This window comes from Bacillus paranthracis (assembly GCF_024296885.1).
Lineage (GTDB): Bacteria > Bacillota > Bacilli > Bacillales > Bacillaceae_G > Bacillus_A > Bacillus_A paranthracis.
The window spans coordinates 2,528,333-2,547,163 of sequence record NZ_CP101135.1; the positions used below are offsets into that span (position 1 = coordinate 2,528,333).

Below are 18,831 nucleotides of genomic sequence, written 5' to 3' on the forward strand. Positions count from 1 at the left end.
TTCTCACCACTTTACCATTCAAGTTTAATCATAAATTTTTTCAACAGCTTGCATTTTCTTCACTTTTTCTTCTGCTCCGCTATTTGCATTAATGAAAATTTGGTACGTATCTTTCCCTAAAGTACCTACAAATTCATAGCAAAGTACTTCGTTATGCAAATCGTTTACTACCATTGCTTTTCGCTCTTCCATTACCTTTACATCAGGGTTTATTTTCTTTCTTGCTTCTGCTGCAGTTAGTTTTGCTGATGGAACTGTTCGTTTTTGATGTGACGCTAAATATTCTTTTGCGGAGAATCCAACGATAGAACCGTCATCTAAAGCAATTTTCATTTGAATTGCCTCTGGATAAATTCGTACGCCATTCTCATTTACTACATACGTAAATACTCCAACATTATCATATTGTGAGCTATCATAAAGCTCCATATTATGAAACTTATGGTCCTTTAAGAATTTCAAACCTTTACTTCCTGCATCGTTTAAACTAATTTTCTGTTCTTTAATTTCTCGATTATTCATAACCCAAATTGGATATCCGCCTTTTCCGGTAATATCCATATAAAACTCATTATTCGTTGCCTCGTCTTTAATTTTCACACTATAGAAAGATTCTTTCGCACCTTTTCCGCTTTTCTCGACTTCTACTTTTTCATTTCCTTTTAAATTTAAAAACGATTTTGCAATTTTCGCCGCTTCATCTTTTGAAATTGCTTTTCCTTCTGCTGCAAATCCACCTTTTTTATTTTTTTGTGCACTTGTAAAGGTCGGTCCGAAGTTTGTAGATGAATACGATGTTACATTTTTTTCTACTGTCTTTAATCCGTCAATAATTGTATTGTCTGCAGGATCACGATTTGATGCGAGTGCCATCTCAACATCCATCCAGCGTAAATTGTTTTTCAAAACAAGATGTTGCACTTTTCTTAGTTCATCTTGTATATTCCCTGCATTGGAATATAAAGTTTGCAACGTTTTGTATTCTTGATCATTTAACGGTTCTTTTTCTAAATCACGAATGGCTGCACGGTAACTAAAATCACCGATATTCGCTAAAAATTCTTCCGTTTTATTAAAAGGCATTAATGTTAAAGGAAGTTGTCCTACATCCGAACGAGCTTCCGATGTTAATCTCCATACATCTGCTAATGCAGGCGATAAAGATGCGCGCGAATTCATCGCAAGCGTTGTTCCAATTTTATCGTGCAATAAATCAACCTCATACGCTAAATCATGAAACGCACGTTGATAGCTATTTTCTGCTCGAATTAATACTGCATTCTTTTCTTGGTGCTCTTTATAGCCCCAGTATCCAGTTCCAACTACACCAACTGTTAATAATACGATTATAATACCTCGTAACATAGTTCCACCTCCGCTCTATTTACAGAAAATATGTTTCCCGATCTTTTTAATTTGTGGACGAGTCCAAATCCATTTACTTGTTGCAGTATCTGGATTGAAATAATACAATGCGTTTCCTGTTGGATCCCATCCATTAATTGCATCTAATACAGCTTTTTTCGCTGTTTCATTTGGTGTTAAATATATTTGTCCGTCTGCTACCGCTGTAAATGCTCTTGGCTCAAAAATCACACCCGAAACAGTATTTGGAAATGATGCACTTGTAACACGATTTAAAATAACTGCAGCGACTGCAACTTGTCCTAAATACGGCTCACCACGTGATTCTCCGTATACTGCGTTTGCCATGAGCTGAATATCATTTTGAGAATAGCCATTTGGAACATTTGTCCCTTTATTTTGAGGTGGTTTATTCTCTTGTGCAGTGCCACCACTATTTCCTTTATTCGTTGTCGTTCCTTTATTAGCAGTTGACTTATCATACTTCGTTGCCTTCACGAGCATTTGCTTCGTTTTAGCTCCGGCTAAACCATCAACAGGTAAACCGAATTTCTCTTGAAAATTTCGAAGTGCCCAGTATGTACCCCAGCCGAAAACACCATCCACTTTTCCTGTATAAAATCCGTTATATTTCAAACGAGATTGCAGTTCAATGACATCTTCGCCAGATGCTCCCCTTTGAATGACTTGATTAGAAAAGGCTTCTACATTTTTTAGTTGTATACTACTGACCATGAAAGATAGTCCTATGAACGCAAGTAAAACTGCTATTTTAAAAATAGCTTTTTGGCGCATAATTTTCCCTCCTTAATTACGGAAATGATTTCTTGGTTATGTTTTGTAAAAGGCTCGCTTTTATGTAATGAAGACAAAAAAATCCAAACTAATATCGTTGAAAAAGTATGTAAACAATATAAAAAAGGTAAAAGGAGTTCATTATGAAAAAATTGTTAAAGCGTGTCGCACTCGTTATTCTGTTCCTAACAATATGTTCAAATGTATATACAGGCTCAGCAATTGTTCATGCACAGCCGCCGTATGCGAAATGGGGTAAGCTTGCTGTAGAAAAAACGAAAGAACAATACCCAAAAGCAGAGATTATTGATTACCTTCATATAGGTAGAAAACCAAAAACCGTTCAAATAACAGTTGAAAAATTTAAATTATGGCTACGTGAGGACGGAAAAGAATATGGCGTTTTTGTTGATGTAGAATTTGAAACGAAGACGGAGAAATTTATTAAGGTGTCATTTCAGAAGACGAGTAGATAAAATGAAAACCTCACTGTTTATAATATAAACAGTGAGGTTTTCATTTCTAAATTACTTTCAATTGTGAAGAAATGAAACAATTGAACTGGATTAAATGGATTTACTTGTGCCCTTACTGAAAATTACAATTCTCTTGTATATGTTCAATAAATAATTTTAATGGAACAAGTCCACGTTTAGGCATATGACTACTTATTACAGCAGCTACCTCTAACTGCGGAATGATAACGATATATTGCCCGCCATATCCCATAGCAAAGTACATACAGTACGGTATGTGAAATCTTTCGTTATTCAATACCCACCAGTGATATCCATACGCCCCGACATGTTCATACGTTTCAAATAGAGGTGTACTTGATTCTTCTAACCATTTCGATGATACAATTTCATTCCCCTGCCAATATCCATTTTGTAAACATAATATTCCTAGCTTTAATAAGTCTTTTGACTTCATTTTCATACCGAAGCCGCCGACATGTATTCCTTGTGGGTCTTGTTGCCACTCATATTCGGTAATTTCTAATAGATCAAATACATATTTTTTCGCAAACTGTTCTGTCGGCATTCCAGTAGCTTTTTGGATAATGTAGCTAAGCAAATGCGAAGAACCTGAGTTATAATTCATTTTTGTAGCGGGTTCTTCAATTATTGGTTTTTCTAATATATATTGCACCCAGTTCGCTGATTCTACAAAGTCATTCGGGAATACTACTCCATTTCCAAACTCTTTCCACTCCTCACCAGTAGTCATTGTTAATAAGTGATAAAGCGTCAAATCATGTTTTCCCTCAGGTATATTTTCAATCCACTCTGTAATGGGTGTATGTATATCATTTATATAGCCTTTATCAATTGCAATACCTATTAATATAGATACAATGCTTTTTGTAATCGAATTTATTTTATATAAATTACTTGCACATTCAGGTGTTTTATAATACTCAGTTGTTAATTCCCCTTTTTGATAAACAAGAAATGTATTTACTTTTTTCTTTTCAAATTTATTTTCTAGCTGCTTGAAATCCAATACTTTACCTCCAATTAAATCATTACCTAATTTATTATATCTTGTAGCTTTAATTAAAACATACTTGTGTTCAAATAAAAAACAAACCTGCCAGTAATGAACTGACAGGTTTGTTTTTTATAATTTTGTGCGAACATTCCAAAGCTCTGGGAAGAATCGTTGATCAAGTACTCGTTTTAAATAAGATACACCTGAAGAGCCACCTGTTCCCATTTTATGTCCGATAATGCGTTCTACTGTTTTCATATGACGGAAACGCCATTGTTGTAGCCAATCTTCAATATCAATTAATTTTTCAGCAAGTTGGTATAAATCCCAATATTTTTTTACATCCGCATACACTTCAAGCCATGCCGCTTCTACTGTTGCGTCTTCTTCATAAGGCTGCGTAATATCACGATTCAACACATCTTTATGAATAGGAAATCCTTCTTTTACAAGTGCTTGAATTGCGACATCATACAAACTTGGTGCATGTAGCGCCGTATGAAGTCGAGCGTGTAATTCTGGATCTTTTTCATAAATTTTTAAGGCATGCGGCGTTTTATAACCAAGTGCATACTCAATCATACGATATTGATACGATTGAAAACCTGAAGCTTGACCGAGCGAGTCACGAAACTCAATGTACTCTGACGGCGTTAATGTCGCAAGAATATCCCAAGATTGAATGATTTGTGATTGAATTTTTGATACACGTGCTAACATTTTAAAAGCTGGTTGTAATTTGTCTTGTTTAATAGATTCAATTGCTGCGTTTAACTCATGTAAAATAAGCTTCATCCAAAGTTCGCTTGCTTGGTGAATAACGATGAACAACATTTCATCATGGTGGTCTGATAATCTCTTTTGAGAAGATAGTAAACTATCTAATTGTAAATATTCCCCGTACGTCATATTCTCTTTAAAGTCCGTATGAATCCCTTTTTCCATAATTACCTTTTCATTTTCTTTCATATTAGCAAAACGCCCCTTTATATATATTTCTACTTATATTGGTCTAATAACTGCTCGAACTGGACTTCCATCTGCATCTGATAAGGCAAGTGGTAATGCGATTAGTTCGTAATCGCCATCTGCTACATGATCTAGTACGACATTTTCTAAAATGTGTATACCATGTTTAAACAATTGATGATGCGCTGCTAATTCTTTATCATCTAATGGATCAACTGATGGTACATCCACCCCGATTAAACGTATACCTTTTTCTGAAAGAAACGGTGCTATATCCGCACGTAAATGCGGGATTATATCTGGGAATTCATTCGCTTTACCATGTGAAGATGTGCGTAACAACAAGCGTTCTACGCCTTCTAAATGAAATTTCTCTAATTCCTTTTTCCCAATGCTTTCAAGATTAGAAACGTCAATGATTCGCGTAGGTCCGACATAAACTTGGATATCTAAATCTAACACTTTCTTTCCATCATTATCAAAATGAAACGGTGCATCAATATGAGTGCCTGTATGAATACTCATCGTTAACTTTCCGACATTTACTGAGCCACTCTCTTCTTTTGACCATGATACTTCATACGAGAACGGTGTATCCCCTGGCCAAGTAGCAATATCATTATTTAGCGGTTGTGAAATATCAATCCACTCTGATGTTTTCATACTTATGCCACAACCTCTCGCTTATTTTCAAATTGCTTATACTCTTCATCTTTCATGATTTTCTTTAAAATCATAACAGACTGCCATACTTCTTCGTACGTATTATATAAAGCAACTGGCGCAAGTCTCACTCCATTTGGCGCTCTAAAATCTGGAATTACTCCATTTGCTTTTAACGCTTTACATATACGTGCTGCTTCTGCATGCTCTAAATAAATATGCCCGCCTCGTTTTTCATCCTCAAATGGATTTCCAATTGTAAATCCGAAATTTTTTAATTCATGATCAATCAAATTAAGCATGTATCTTGTAATATGTAATGATTTTTCGCGTAAACGTTCTATACCAGCATCTTTAAATATTTCAAGAGAACCGATTAAAGGTGCAGTACTTAATACGTGTGGTGTACCAATTTGATAAGCACCTGCATGATCAGCAGCTGTTAATGTATGTTCCATATCAAACTGCTTATCTTTTCTAGAACTAAACCAACCTGATAATCCAGGAAGTCTATTAAAATGCTTTTTATTCACATAAAGCCCTGCAACGCCACCAGGTCCCGCATTTAAGTATTTATAATTACACCAAATCGCGAAATCAACATCCCACTCTTTGAAATGATGCGGAATAGAACCGATTGAGTGACATAAATCGAACCCGATATGAATACCACGCTTATGCGCTTCCGCTGTTAAACGTTTCATATCAAGAATTTGGCCGCTTCTATATAGTACAGAAGGTAATAAAATTAACGCGATATCATCTGTCATTGCATGAATAATATCATCTTCAGAAAGTGTTCTACCATCTCGGCTCTTTACTCGTACTAAATGCTCATCTGGATCTAATCCTTTTAAACGAATTTGACTTTGAAGTGCATATATATCGGATGGGAATGTTAACTCATCCGCAAGAATTTTTGTGCGAATTCCTTTCGGCTCATAGAAAGTTGCGATTACTTGATGAATATTTGTTGTCGTGGAACCGGTTACAATAGTTTCTTCTGGTAAAGCTCCAATAAGAGGTGCAGTCAATTCACCTAATTTCTCCGAAAGGAAAAACCACGGATGCTCACCCTCGGTCCAGCCGTCAATGCCAGACTCTTTCCATGAATCTAGCAAAGTAAGTAATGATTTCTCTGCTCTTTTTGAAAGTAGCCCTAATGAGTTTCCATCTAAATATATTGTTCCTTCTTTTTTATAAAATTCAGTTTGAAAATCTTTCAGTTCATCATGTTTATCACATTCAAGCGCATACTCATAAGTTGGTTGAAATGGTTCTGTATACATGGTGTCACCTTCTCTTAATTTTCTTTTTATTCTAACTAATTGAAATATATCACCTTAGTTGATATAACGTCAATGATATTATGTCAGTTGACTTTATATATGAATTTCTTTTACAATACAGTTATATTTTCAGATATTTCAGTATAAAGAGGTGATTCTTTGAAAAACACTACTCTTTCATCAAGAAAACACCGCTCCTTAGAAACAAAGAAGAAACTATTACACTCTGGTTACACTATTTTTATTCGTAACGGATTTCAAAAAACGACAATTACACAAATTATTAAACATGCAGAAACTGGTTATGGCACGGCATATGTATACTTTAAAAACAAAGATGATCTCCTCATCGTTTTAATGGAAGATGTTATGAATCAATTTTATGATATTGCTGAGCGCTCTTTTTCGCCTCAAACGACAGAAGAAGCACGTATAATGATTCAAAATCAAGTTAAAGCATTTCTACAATTAGCAGAGAAAGAACGAGCAATTTTACAAGTTGTAGAAGAAGCAATTGGGTTATCAAAAGAGATACGTCAAAAATGGGACGAGATACGGGAACGCTTTATAAACAGTATTACGCAAGATATTACATACTCTCAAGAAGGTGGGTTAGCACATTCTGAATTGAATAAAGAAATTGTAGCACGTGCTTGGTTTGCGATGAATGAGATGTTTCTTTGGACGATTGTGCAAAATGATAAAAAGATCGACCTAGAAGAAATTGTGCATACATTGACGAAAATGTATACGACTGGTTTATATAAATAGCACACCTTCAATACATAAGGTGTGCTATTTTACATCTATAAAAATATATTATTTGGGTATGGTAGCGCTAAAGAAGGCTTTTCAGATAATGAGAAATATTGTAGTTTTAAAGATTCACCATCTATTGATTTTAGTTTTCCACTAGTAATTTCACATTCAAACACAACAACAATATATTCTACTTGATCGCCATTCGGATATGTATGGCGATACTCTTTTCCTCCAAACACCCCTTTTTGTTTTTTTACTTGCACTTTCAATCCTGTTTCTTCCCACACTTCACGAACTACCGCTTCTTCTGGAGTTTCTCCAGGCTCAATTGCTCCAGCTGGCAAGCTCCAGTATTCTCCACCAGGATATTGAAATAAGATTTCCCCTTGCTCATTTTTAATAACAGCAGCTACACTCGGTATAAAAATTAGTTCATGACCTAATTGCTCACGGATTTGTTTATAATATAGCGACATCGACATATAATTCTCTCCCACTCTATTAATAAATAACTGTATTTTCTGATATCTATTGTATAATAATACCAAAAACGATTTCTATATAGAAAGGATCAGAAAATGTCTCAAGAAAAACTAGTAAATAGCTTTCTATCATTTTTAGGTATGACAAAACAGCCTACTAGCTTAAAGTTTTTAAATGAGCTTATTAAAGCTCATCAAGAAAAAATAAAATGGGAAACCCTCACTAAAATAATTGACTGGGAAAAGGGTAAGAAAAGAGAACAAAGCCTTACATCTTCTGAACTTAATTATTGGATAACAGAAAGATTTTGTGTTGATAAAGAAATATATGAAAGAGCTATTGAGATTTTCAATAAAAAATCTTCAAACAGTAAAAGCGTTACTCACGAGATTGAGTAACGCTTTTACCTTAATATATTTTTAATCTTAATCTTCTTTCTGATAAGCAGCTTCTACACATTCTGCTAGACGCTCAATTTGTTCCATAGTTAAACCTCGTGAAATCCAGCCTGTTAACTTATACATAATTTTATAGTAAAGATTACTAGGTTCATATTCTGAAATTAATGTAAGTGCTGTACCCTCCTCATCTTCTTCTAACATATAAGTCATTGCCGAATAACCTTGCTTCATTTCACTGCCAAGTGAAATAATATAGGGTGCATCGTATTCAAGAATTTCTACTTCTGCCTCCAATATTTTCTTACCGACTTTTTGAACAGTAATATATTTATCTCCCACACGTGGATTTTCTTTATCCATATTTGAAGGATAGCGATTTTCTATTATAAACGTATTCCATTCTTTTATTTTTTCATCTTCTATTATGTAGTCACATACAACATCCATTGGTGCTTTTATTACTATTTCAATTGCAAAACTCATTATACTGCCCCTCTCAAATACCCTATCCATTTCTATTTTAACTAAATCATTATGCCATATTTTATATAGTGAAATACAAGTAGAATTTTAATTTTTTATTAATTTAAAAACTTATTCATACAAAATATTTTATTAAAGATACAACAATTAAAAACAAAGCCACAAGTAATAAAGCTATCCCTATACTTCTATTTTCTTTTTCGTTATTTTTTAAATTTTGCACCCCTAAGCTAACTAACATAAAACCTAAAAGCATTTGTAAAATTAGCATACTCATTTCCGAAGTATTATTCCAACTATAAATGGAATACCCCATTATAATAATTGCAAGTAAAACCGTTACGATCCTATTCATACGAAAATCCCTCCTTTTTAAAAGAAACCGCTAAGTTTCCTTAGCGGTTTTATTAACAATTTATATTTAGTAAAAGTGCTTTTCATGAATTTGATATAAGTGAAAAGAATTTCCTGTCCAATATAACTACGCATGTTAGCCCACTTTTTCTTTATCCAGTCTACTTACAATTCCAACTATAAATTTATATTCAATCCTCCTCTTCTTAACTTTTTTAAACCCTTCTTTCGTATCAAAAATTAAACACGTTTTTCGAAACCACACTCGTACATATAATGACTCAAAATAAATAGGTTTTATAATTCCTCGTTCTTCAAATTCAGTTCCATCTTTATTTTCGGTTTCTGTTCGAACGAACCACTTATTTCCGATGCCAATTTCAATATACTTCACATAAGTCCTCCTTCCGGAAATTAATTTCTAACTATTCTATTATTTCCCCGGTAAGCGCACATTCCGACAGAACATGAGCCCACAAAGAAAAAGTAGATTACAAAAATCTACTTTATAACTTATATTTTTGCATTCGTTTATAAAATGTACTTCGAGGTACATCTAAAAGTTTTGCAGCTAATGAAACATTTCCATTTGTCTTTTCTAACGCTTCAATCATGCTATCACGCTGTATTTTTTCACGGAAATTTAATGTTTTCTCTGTTTTATTTTCTGCTTGCAATTCAAAATGAGGTTGATTTCCCATCATTGTTTGTAATAAAAAAGAGATTTGTTTTTCGCATATTTCTCGTCCTTGCGACAAAATGTATATGCGTTCTAATACATTTAATAATTCTCGAATATTTCCGGGCCATGTATGCTGAGAAAATTGATTACAAATACTTTTTGGAAATACAACATTCCAATTCTTTCGTTTGCAAAAATGTTTTATGAAGTACGGAATATCCTCTTTTCTTTCTATTAACGATGGGACATATAGTGGATAAACATGTAAACGATAATATAAATCTTGACGGAATTTTCCTTCTTCTACTAATCGCAATAAATCTTTATGTGTCGCAGTAATAATACGAATATTTACTGGTATCTCTTTTGAACTGCCAATTGGGTTTACTGTTCGTTCTTGTAAAACACGCAATAATGCGACTTGCATCTCTGGTGGCACTTCACCAATTTCATCTAAAAATATTGTTCCTCCGTCTGCTTGTTCGAATTTCCCTTTATATCCTTGGCGCCGTGCACCTGTAAACGCTCCTTCAGCATAACCGAACAATTCACTTTCCATTAATTCTTTCGGTAATGAACCGCAGTTAACAGCTATAAATGGACCATTTTTTCTTGGACTATTTTCATGAATCGCTCTCGCTACATATTCTTTTCCTACACCTGTTTCACCACAAACATATACACTTGCGTCAGTTGGTGATACAAGCTTAATTTCTTCTAATGTATGTTGAAATGCACTACTTGTCCCAATCACTCCAGGAAAAGTGATGCCATTTATAAATGGGGACGTTGAAAATGATTTTACTTGTTTATTTCCCTTTACATAAATACATTTCCCAATCATTCTATTATTACTGTATACTGGAACTTCTAATTTAGTTTTCAATCCATAGTGCATTAAATCTTCAAGTTTCATCCGTGACCAATTACATACTCGTTCCCGAACCCTCTTGCTTGCAGAAACGATAACATCACGATGATTACAAATTACAACTTGTTCATCACTATCAATTACATCTAAAAAACGATGGATTAAATGCAGTTCATTTTGATGTACTCGAATACTACATTCACGTTCAATCGCATGTGCGATCGAAGTTACCATTCCGAGCATATATGGATGCGAAAATTCAATTGGACAGGAGAAATCTAGAACGCCAATTAATTTCCCATCATCGTTATGAATAGGAGCGGCCGCACAGCTCCAGCTATGAGATGCGACAGAATAATGCTCCGTACCACTTATCATAATAGCCTCTTCAATCTCAAGCGCGGTTCCTATCGCATTTGTACCAACAGCTGCTTCCGTCCATTTCACACCTTCAATGAAATTAATCTGTTTCGCTCGTTGCAACGTTTGTTTATTTCCACTTAACGATAGAACGTAACCGTCTGGATCGATTAATAATGCCATCATTTGCAGTTCATCAATGGTTTTTCTCATATTTTGTATTTGAGGTATTGCTATATCTAGGAAGATTTCACTCTTTTTCTTTTGGTCTTGAAAAATATTAGAAGACAAAATTTTCTGACCTTTATTCATATGAGGATTCACATTTGCTTGTTTACATCGATACCATGACTCTGAAATTCTTTCGTTTATACGGTTCGAATCAAGGACACCTTCATCAACAAACTTTTTCCATGTATGTAAGTAAAACGGTGAAGCTAGCATTGTATCATCTCCCTATTCATTATTTTGGAGATTTGTAAAAACATACTTTTATTATAAAACTGAATAAAAGCGTTTTCAACAAAACTAGAAAGACGACACAAATATGTTAATAATTTGAATATCTTAATGCACTTCTTTATTCTTTTTTAGTAGCACTATATTTTGTATAATAGAAGCAAAGAAAATACATAACCAAAACCACTCTTGTGGATTTCCATTTATAAAGAAAACACTCACGGCTATTGCAAATAAAATTGTGGATGCTACACTAAAATATAATTTTGTTTTCATTCCCATTATCCCTCACCTCTCTATCACTTTACAGTACACACTAACTCTTCATTTTTCATCTCTACTATGTACTCCTGTAAAACATATTCTCTTCCGCCATGTTTTTCATACCATTCATGTATTCTTCTAGCATGTTTCTCGTCATTTCTAATCTTTGATTCTATTTCTTTATACTGTTCATAACTATCATATTCCCATATGGCAAACACTTCGGTCGTACCATTCTTATTATCTTTCATCCAGCGTCCTATTAGCCTAGAGCCATGCTTTAACTGATTAGGTAAGTTCGTATGATTGAAATGATCATTAAAAATTTTAATAAATTCATTTTTTAGTATATAGTACTTTCTTCTATAAAACATACATTTCCACCTCTTTAATGAACAGACTCAAATACACCTTCCCATTACAACCGTATTATAATACTTCCCATCCGACAGCCTTTTATCATTTTTTAAAATACCTTCTACTTCAAAACCTAATTTTTTATATAGCTGAATGGCTTTTTCATTTGTTTCTAATACTTGTAATGATATCTTTTTAATCTCATTTTCATCAGCCCAATGAATAGATTGTTGCAATAGACTCTTACCCATTCCATATCCCCAAAACTCTTTTAAAATACAAACGCCAAATTCTACTTTATGAGATAACCTCTTCAGATTTGAACCTTCACATCTAGAAAACCCAACGATTCGGTTGTGCACTTCTGCAACTAAAAACAGATTCTTTGTCTCGTCACTATCTGTTTTTATTATTTTTTGAAACCCTATCTTATCTATAAATCCCTCTCCAGCTTCTCTATCCATATTTTCAGTTTCTCCATCGATCTGAACTCTAATTTCCGACAACTGTTCCGCATCTGTTTCAGCTGCAGAACGAATTGTATAAACTAATCCATTTATGTGAAACTCTTGCCCTTTTATAATCATTTCAAACTCCTTTTAAATGCAGTCTATTGGTGCTATTATAATTTTTTTACCTTGTTTCTTAAATTCTTGAATTGTTTCTTTACTAGCCTCCGAATCTGTTATTATAATGTCAATTTCAATCAGTGACTCTCCTTTTATAAAGTAGTCTATTCCAAGTTTATTGTGAGGAGCTAAACAAATATTTCTTCTAGCAATCTTACTTACTGTTTTACTAAAAAAAGCAACTTCAGGCGTTGCAGTACTTATACCATTCAATGAAATGCCACCACCTGTAGAGAAATACAGATCAATAGAGAGTCTACTTATCAATTCTGAGGCAAGTGTATCTGTCATATTTCCTGATGGTTTCACCTTTCCACCAATTAAGTACGTATCAATGTTCTTATATTCCCGTAACGTACTAGCAATTTCTAAAGCATTCGTAACAACTGTAAATGATGTTTCAGGTAAATATTTTAACATGGCATAATGAATAGAAGCTCCACCAATAAAAACGGAATCTCCTTCTTGTATATAAGAAGCTGCGATTTTTGCAATTGCGTCTTCATATACAGAACCATTACTATAACGTTTCAATGGCTTGGTAGCTAAATTCCGTACTCTAGCAAGTTCAATTGCTCCTCCATGTGTTCTTTTTAACAAGCCACCCTTCTCCATAATAGACAAATCTCTTCTTATAGAATCGATAGACATATCGAAACTTTCCGCAAGATCCTTTGCAATTACCCTTCCATTTTTCTTAAGTAATTCCAAAATTTTCTCTCTACGCTCTTCAGTAAACATGTTCTCACCACCATCATTGAATATTCGGAAAATTTATCCATCTTTTAATTATATGCATGTTTTTTCTATTTTACAATATTTTCAATACTTCTTTATTCAGCTCTATACAGGTTTTTTCCCTTTTTCTACCCCATTAAATTAACAAATAAATAAATGTATATTTGCATATTCCACAAACACACTTCCATTTATCTTCCTATTGATGTAAAATTATTCCTATGTTTTACTTTTTAATACAGAAAGGAATTACTATGAAATCTTTAATGAAAGTAACTTGTACAGCATTATTATTTACAGGGATAACGGCAGGATGTAGTGGAAATGCTACACCAAAACAAGAAAAAAGCACTCTAGCAAAAAATGCAATGCACTATGGGGAAATCTTTAAAAACGAATACTATAGAGCAACTGTTGAAAATGCTAAATTTGAAAAAATAGACAAAGAGTGGCGTCTCACAGCTCGCGTTACTATAAATAATGCTCGTGTTGACGGACAAACGATAGATCTTTCAGAAATAAAATATTTCATAAAAGATGAAAAAACGGGTAAAAAATACAAAGGTGAAGTTATACAAAATGAAAATGCTAAAAAGGTTCCATCTGAGTTTTCTTTAACTACCGACATTGTATTTAATATGAAAGATTCTCCAAAAGATTTAAATAATATGTATTTATACATAGATAGCAAAGCTGCGCCATTAACAGATACATATTGGAAACTTGATAATTTAGCAATTAAATAAAAAACAGTCAAATACGACTGTTTTTTTGTTTGTAAAGTAATCAAGTTTACTAGTAATCTATCTCCAGCAATACATCTTTTGCACAAATCGTTACTTCTTCAGCTTCCCTCCTAAAACATTTTAACATCCAACAAAAGTGATATATCTATTTATTATATCATTCTAATAACCATTTTTTCTAAAGAAAAAATGCAAAACTGTAAATATTCCGCCTTTTATTTCTAAAACTTCAGAATATTTACAATAGTTTATAATTAGAATACATTTTACTAGTACAAATATTCACCTGTACAAAAATCTAAACAAAAAGGGATGGTTATATGTTGAAAAAATTAGTAGCAGGTACATTAGTAGCGGGATTTGCATTAACTGGAGGACTAGGAGTAGCAAGTGCTGAAGAAAAAAGTAACACAATTAAGTCTTTTGATTATTTAAAAGTGGATGAACAGAATGTTAATTCACTTACAAAATTAAGTGATCAAGATAAGAAAGACATCCAAATTACTATGGTATTACCAGAGCAAAATGAAAATGGAGATTGGTTAGCTTACGGTTTTACTAGTAGAGAAACATTAGATGCTTATATTGAAAAGGATAAAAAAGTACTTAAAAATAAAATTAATCCTTTAGGTAGCGGTGCTGGTAGTACTGATTTTTATGAACATAAAGATAAAGGTGGTCAATATATTTACTGGAGCAGCGGCTTTAAAAACTTACCATCTAGCTGGAACGACAGAATTTCCTCTGTAAGTACAGCATCACCTTCAGCAAGTTATTCAACGACACTTTGGGAGCATACTTCAACACAAGGCTATGGAAAAGGTGTTGTATTCAAACATGCGGATTGGTACGGTAAAACTGCTAATTTAGCTGCTGATTGGAACGATATTACTTCAGCGATTGACGTAAAAAAATAATAGGATATTCAATTTCTCCCGTAAAAATTCAAACCACTATTCTCTTATTCATTTAGAGAATAGTGGTTTATTATAATTCCATTTAAGCGTGTACAGCATGTCCTACCGCTTGCAATAAAGCTTCATGAATCGCTTCAGATAAAGTTGGATGCGCTGCAATATAATCTCTCATAATATCGGCAGTAACTTCCGTATGAATCATTACAGTTCCTTGACCAATTAGTTCTGTTGCACGAGGACCAATAATAGAAATTCCAACAATTTCTTGATATTTTGGTTCCACAATAACTTTTACTTTACCTGTTTGTTCGCCAATAATAAGCGCTTTTCCGTTTGCTGTAAAAGGAAATTCTCCAATTTGTATGTCACCATACTTCTCTCTTGCATCTTTTTCTGTTAAACCGACACTAGCAATTTCTGGAGCGGTATAAATACAGCGAGGTACAGCATGGTAGTTTACTTTTACATCTTCTCCACTCGCGTGTAATGCTGCCGTCGTTCCTTCATGGAATGCAACGTGAGCAAGCTGGATTCCACCAATCACATCTCCTGCTGCATAAATATGTGATACATTGGTTTGCATATGTTCATTCACAGAAATTCCTTTATTTGAATATTGAATGCCTGCTTTTTCTAAATCTAATTGTTGTACACGTGGTTTTCGGCCGACAGAAACGAGAACAAATTCTGGATTAACTTCTTCGATACTTCCTTCATATTCAAATGAAGCCTGCTTCTTATAATTATTTAATCCTTTTAAAGCTGCTCCTGTAAATATTTCTACACCATCATTTTCTAGTTTCCCTCTTAAAATGTGTGCGATATCTTCATCTTCACCTGGTAATAATTGCGGTGCCATTTCAACAATCGTAACTTTTGTTCCAAGACGACTATAAATACTTGCAAACTCGCATCCTATTACACCACCGCCAACGATTAATAATGATTTTGGTATATAATCTATGGACATTGCATGGCTACTATTTAAAATCCACTTTCCGTCAAATGGAGCAAAGGGTAATGCAGTCGGTTCTGAACCTGCCGCTATAATGAACTGTTCTCCATCTACTACATCTTCTTTATCACCGTATATAACTCGCACACGATGATCCGTTTCAAAGTTCGCTTTACCTTGTATAACTTTTATTTTATTTTTCTTCATTAAATATTGAATTCCTTGAACGAGCTGCGTTACAATTTGTGATTTCCTCGCCTGCATTTGCTTCCAATCAATTGATATACTTCCATTATTGAGTATAACTCCATAATGATTCGCTTTTCTCACAATGTCATGCACTTCTGCACTTTCTAACAATGATTTTGTAGGCATGCACCCAACATTTAAACAAGTCCCGCCAAGATCAGCTTCATCAATAAGAGTGACATCTTTTCCATTTTGAGCTGCGGTAATTGCCGCTACATAGCCAGCAGGTCCGCCACCAATAACGACTAGTTTACTCATTCTCTCACCTTCTCTTTATAAAAGAATTGTTACAGGTTCTTCTAAATAACGTTTAATTGTGCGTAAAAATGCAGCTGCTGGTGCACCATCTAATACACGATGATCGAATGTTAAACTTAAAGGTAACATACTGCCTTTTTTTATTTTCTTCCCTTTATATACTGGAACATGTTCAATTGCACCTACACCTAAAATACCAGTTTCAGGTGTATTTAATACTGGCGTAAAATATTCAATACCGAAGCTACCTAAATTACTAATTGTAAAGGTTGTCCCTTGCATATCATCACTACTTAAACTACCTTCTCTTGCTTTTTGTGCAACGTTTTTAATTTGTTTAGATAACTCTACTAAAGATAGATTATTAGCAAAGCGAATAGCTGGAACGACTAATCCTTTTTCTAATGCGACTGCCATGCCTAAATGAACATGTTCAAATTGATGAATTGTATCATCCATATAAGCGCTGTTCATTTCTTTATGCTCTCCAAGTGCTAATACAACAGCACGAGAAACGAAATCCGTAATAGTTAGTTTGTTATCGTATCGTTTTTGTACAACTGCCGCTATTTCTTTATGTAAAGCAACTAAATCTGTCACATCTACTTTCATCGTTAATGTTAATTGCGCACTATTTTGTAAACTTGCATGCATACGGTTTGCGATTGCTTTCCGCATACCAGTAACAGGAATTACTTTACTTTCTTCTTGTTCAAGTACTTCTGGAATTGTTACTCTTTCTTCAATCGCTTTTAATACGTCTACTTTTGTAATCCTTCCGCCAGGGCCTGTACCAACTAATGCTTTGATATCTAGATTTTCAGACTTTGCAATTTTCTTCGCTACAGGTGAAATTTTGATTCTTTGCTTCGCCACTTCTTTCGCATATGGTTCTGGATGTTGGACCTTTTTAGGCTCTAGATTAGGTGCTTTTTCTTCTACAACATTTATACTTTCATTGATTTCTACTTTTTCGTTCAGCTTACCGATATAGCAAATGACAGTGCCAGGTGGAACTCCCTCATCTTCACTAACAGCTATATCAAGAACAGTTCCATCAGCTGGTGCTTCTATTTCCGTTTCGATTTTTTCCGAATTAATACTAGCAATTAGTTCACCTTTTGAGACATGATCGCCTGCTTTAATATTCCAGCTCGTAATAATACCTTCTTTCATCGCCATACCTAACTTCGGCATTACAACTTCTACAGCCATGCTTCTCTCTCCCTTCTCATCGTTTTATTACACATGTAATAAAGTTTGGTCTCCGATCATTTCTGATACAGTTTCAATTACTTTTTCCGGCGTTGGTAAATATAACTTTTCAAGTGGTGGAGAGAACGGAACTGGTGTATGTGGTGCTGTAATTCGTTTAATAGGTGCATCTAACAAATCAAATCCTTTATCCGCTACAATTGCCGCAATATCTGTTGCGATACTACATCTTGGGTTTGCTTCATCAATAACAATAAGGCGATTTGTTTTTTCAACTGATGCTAAAATCGTATCTTCATCCAGTGGTGATAAAGAACGTGGATCAATTACTTCTACTTCAAGTCCTTTTTTCGATAATTGCTCAGCAGCTACAAGTGCTGTATGAACTTGTTTTCCAATGGCGACGATTGTTACATCAGAACCTTCTCGTTTAATATCTGCTTTACCTAATGGAATTGTATAATACCCTTCCGGCACTTCACCTTTCATATTGTAAAGTGTTTTATCTTCAAAGAAGATTACTGGGTCATCATCTTCAATTGCCGCTAATAATAAGCCTTTTGCGTCATATGGAGTAGAAGGAACGACAACTTTTATACCTGGAATGCTCGTAAATAACGCATACAAACTTTGTGAATGTTGTGCAGCTGCGCTAAAACCTGCACCATGCATCGTACGTACTGTAACTGGCACTTTCGCTTTACCACCGAACATATAGCGGAACTTTGCACCTTGGTTTAATACTTGATCAAGACAACTACCGATAAAATCATTAAACATTAATTCAGCAATCGGACGTAGTCCTGTTGCCGCAGCTGCCATTGCTGCTCCCATGTAACCCGCTTCTGAAATTGGTGTATCTAAAATACGATTTCGGCCAAATTCTTGTACCAGGCCTTTCGTAACACCAAGAACACCGCCCCATGCTTCATCATCTTGCAAGTGATCAACTTGTGCACCACCTGCAACGTCTTCTCCTATTAAAATTACATTTTCATCACGGCGCATCGATATTTTCATCGCTTCATTAATTGCAGTTGACATACTTACTGTTCTAGTCATTATTTTTCACC

The 18,831-nt window shown here is 34.3% G+C and carries 23 protein-coding genes; 5 read left to right on the forward strand and 18 right to left on the reverse strand.

The features are described from left to right. Positions 1 to 24 precede the first annotated feature (24 nt). Positions 25 to 1,365: a germination protein YpeB gene (gene ypeB / locus NLJ82_RS12935; RefSeq protein WP_000943713.1), complete on the reverse strand. Its 1,341-nt coding sequence runs from the start codon at positions 1,363 to 1,365 to the stop codon at positions 25 to 27. Positions 1,366 to 1,380: 15 nt separating this feature from the next. Then, positions 1,381 to 2,160, reverse strand: a complete 780-nt coding sequence (gene sleB, locus NLJ82_RS12940) for a spore cortex-lytic enzyme (protein ID WP_001249040.1) — start codon at positions 2,158 to 2,160, stop codon at positions 1,381 to 1,383. Between the two features lie 143 nt (positions 2,161 to 2,303). Between sleB and NLJ82_RS12945 the strand changes: the two genes are divergently transcribed. Then, complete coding sequence (locus tag NLJ82_RS12945; protein ID WP_000734898.1) at positions 2,304 to 2,636, forward strand: DUF3889 domain-containing protein; 333 nt, start codon at positions 2,304 to 2,306, stop codon at positions 2,634 to 2,636. Between the two features lie 112 nt (positions 2,637 to 2,748). Here NLJ82_RS12945 and NLJ82_RS12950 read toward each other — a convergent pair whose 3' ends face one another. From NLJ82_RS12950 to kynU, 4 genes are all read right to left on the reverse strand, one after another. Further along, positions 2,749 to 3,666, reverse strand: a complete 918-nt coding sequence (locus tag NLJ82_RS12950; RefSeq protein ID WP_000346259.1) for a serine hydrolase domain-containing protein — start codon at positions 3,664 to 3,666, stop codon at positions 2,749 to 2,751. Positions 3,667 to 3,783: 117 nt separating this feature from the next. Further along, the gene (kynA, locus tag NLJ82_RS12955; RefSeq protein WP_000661965.1) at positions 3,784 to 4,623 is read right to left on the reverse strand and encodes a tryptophan 2,3-dioxygenase; all 840 of its coding nucleotides are present in this window, start codon (positions 4,621 to 4,623) and stop codon (positions 3,784 to 3,786) included. 33 nt (positions 4,624 to 4,656) lie between these two features. Beyond that, entirely contained in the window at positions 4,657 to 5,286 is a 630-nt protein-coding gene (gene kynB / locus NLJ82_RS12960) for an arylformamidase (protein WP_000858056.1), read from the reverse strand. Positions 5,287 to 5,288: 2 nt separating this feature from the next. After that, complete coding sequence (gene kynU, locus NLJ82_RS12965) at positions 5,289 to 6,575, reverse strand: kynureninase (RefSeq protein ID WP_000287843.1); 1,287 nt, start codon at positions 6,573 to 6,575, stop codon at positions 5,289 to 5,291. 159 nt (positions 6,576 to 6,734) lie between these two features. Between kynU and NLJ82_RS12970 the strand changes: the two genes are divergently transcribed. After that, a complete protein-coding gene (locus NLJ82_RS12970) occupies positions 6,735 to 7,346 on the forward strand; it encodes a TetR/AcrR family transcriptional regulator (RefSeq protein WP_000799603.1) in 612 nt (203 codons plus the stop codon). A gap of 35 nt (positions 7,347 to 7,381) precedes the next feature. On the opposite strand, the gene NLJ82_RS12975 is transcribed toward NLJ82_RS12970, so the two are convergent. After that, positions 7,382 to 7,819 (reverse strand): NUDIX hydrolase, encoded by a 438-nt coding sequence (locus NLJ82_RS12975; RefSeq protein ID WP_000062940.1) that lies wholly within the window; start codon positions 7,817 to 7,819, stop codon positions 7,382 to 7,384. A 96-nt stretch (positions 7,820 to 7,915) separates the two neighbouring features. On the opposite strand from NLJ82_RS12975, the gene NLJ82_RS12980 reads away from it, so the two are divergent. Beyond that, positions 7,916 to 8,218 (forward strand): hypothetical protein, encoded by a 303-nt coding sequence (locus tag NLJ82_RS12980; RefSeq protein ID WP_000076719.1) that lies wholly within the window; start codon positions 7,916 to 7,918, stop codon positions 8,216 to 8,218. Positions 8,219 to 8,245: 27 nt separating this feature from the next. Here NLJ82_RS12980 and NLJ82_RS12985 read toward each other — a convergent pair whose 3' ends face one another. The 8 genes from NLJ82_RS12985 to NLJ82_RS13020 form a co-directional block, all read right to left on the reverse strand. After that, positions 8,246 to 8,704 (reverse strand): SRPBCC family protein, encoded by a 459-nt coding sequence (locus NLJ82_RS12985; protein WP_000006421.1) that lies wholly within the window; start codon positions 8,702 to 8,704, stop codon positions 8,246 to 8,248. 115 nt (positions 8,705 to 8,819) lie between these two features. Continuing rightward, positions 8,820 to 9,059: a DUF3953 domain-containing protein gene (locus tag NLJ82_RS12990; protein WP_001080081.1), complete on the reverse strand. Its 240-nt coding sequence runs from the start codon at positions 9,057 to 9,059 to the stop codon at positions 8,820 to 8,822. A 135-nt stretch (positions 9,060 to 9,194) separates the two neighbouring features. Then, entirely contained in the window at positions 9,195 to 9,452 is a 258-nt protein-coding gene (locus NLJ82_RS12995; protein ID WP_000873834.1) for a DUF3977 family protein, read from the reverse strand. 112 nt (positions 9,453 to 9,564) lie between these two features. Continuing rightward, entirely contained in the window at positions 9,565 to 11,415 is a 1,851-nt protein-coding gene (locus NLJ82_RS13000; RefSeq protein WP_000881418.1) for a sigma-54-dependent Fis family transcriptional regulator, read from the reverse strand. A 123-nt stretch (positions 11,416 to 11,538) separates the two neighbouring features. Continuing rightward, positions 11,539 to 11,706 (reverse strand): hypothetical protein, encoded by a 168-nt coding sequence (locus NLJ82_RS13005; protein WP_163170588.1) that lies wholly within the window; start codon positions 11,704 to 11,706, stop codon positions 11,539 to 11,541. Positions 11,707 to 11,729: 23 nt separating this feature from the next. Beyond that, a complete protein-coding gene (locus tag NLJ82_RS13010) occupies positions 11,730 to 12,068 on the reverse strand; it encodes an NIPSNAP family protein (protein WP_000499961.1) in 339 nt (112 codons plus the stop codon). Between the two features lie 27 nt (positions 12,069 to 12,095). Next, positions 12,096 to 12,638, reverse strand: a complete 543-nt coding sequence (locus NLJ82_RS13015) for a GNAT family N-acetyltransferase (RefSeq protein WP_000584346.1) — start codon at positions 12,636 to 12,638, stop codon at positions 12,096 to 12,098. Between the two features lie 12 nt (positions 12,639 to 12,650). After that, positions 12,651 to 13,421 carry a DeoR/GlpR family DNA-binding transcription regulator gene (locus NLJ82_RS13020; RefSeq protein ID WP_000493630.1) on the reverse strand — a complete coding sequence of 257 codons (771 nt, stop codon included), beginning with the start codon at positions 13,419 to 13,421 and terminating at the stop codon, positions 12,651 to 12,653. Positions 13,422 to 13,672: 251 nt separating this feature from the next. Here NLJ82_RS13020 and NLJ82_RS13025 point away from each other — a divergent pair, with 251 nt between their 5' ends. Next, a complete protein-coding gene (locus tag NLJ82_RS13025) occupies positions 13,673 to 14,164 on the forward strand; it encodes a hypothetical protein (RefSeq protein ID WP_000838800.1) in 492 nt (163 codons plus the stop codon). 320 nt (positions 14,165 to 14,484) lie between these two features. Continuing rightward, positions 14,485 to 15,081: a hypothetical protein gene (locus NLJ82_RS13030; protein WP_000914456.1), complete on the forward strand. Its 597-nt coding sequence runs from the start codon at positions 14,485 to 14,487 to the stop codon at positions 15,079 to 15,081. Between the two features lie 82 nt (positions 15,082 to 15,163). Here NLJ82_RS13030 and lpdA read toward each other — a convergent pair whose 3' ends face one another. The 3 genes from lpdA to acoB are packed head-to-tail and all read right to left on the reverse strand — an operon-like array spanning position 15,164 to position 18,820. Continuing rightward, positions 15,164 to 16,543, reverse strand: a complete 1,380-nt coding sequence (gene lpdA / locus NLJ82_RS13035) for a dihydrolipoyl dehydrogenase (RefSeq protein ID WP_000041190.1) — start codon at positions 16,541 to 16,543, stop codon at positions 15,164 to 15,166. A gap of 15 nt (positions 16,544 to 16,558) precedes the next feature. Next, positions 16,559 to 17,758, reverse strand: coding sequence for a dihydrolipoamide acetyltransferase family protein (locus NLJ82_RS13040; RefSeq protein ID WP_000257753.1), 1,200 nt, complete (start codon positions 17,756 to 17,758; stop codon positions 16,559 to 16,561). 27 nt (positions 17,759 to 17,785) lie between these two features. Continuing rightward, positions 17,786 to 18,820: an acetoin:2,6-dichlorophenolindophenol oxidoreductase subunit beta gene (gene acoB, locus NLJ82_RS13045; RefSeq protein ID WP_000198903.1), complete on the reverse strand. Its 1,035-nt coding sequence runs from the start codon at positions 18,818 to 18,820 to the stop codon at positions 17,786 to 17,788. Positions 18,821 to 18,831 lie beyond the last annotated feature (11 nt).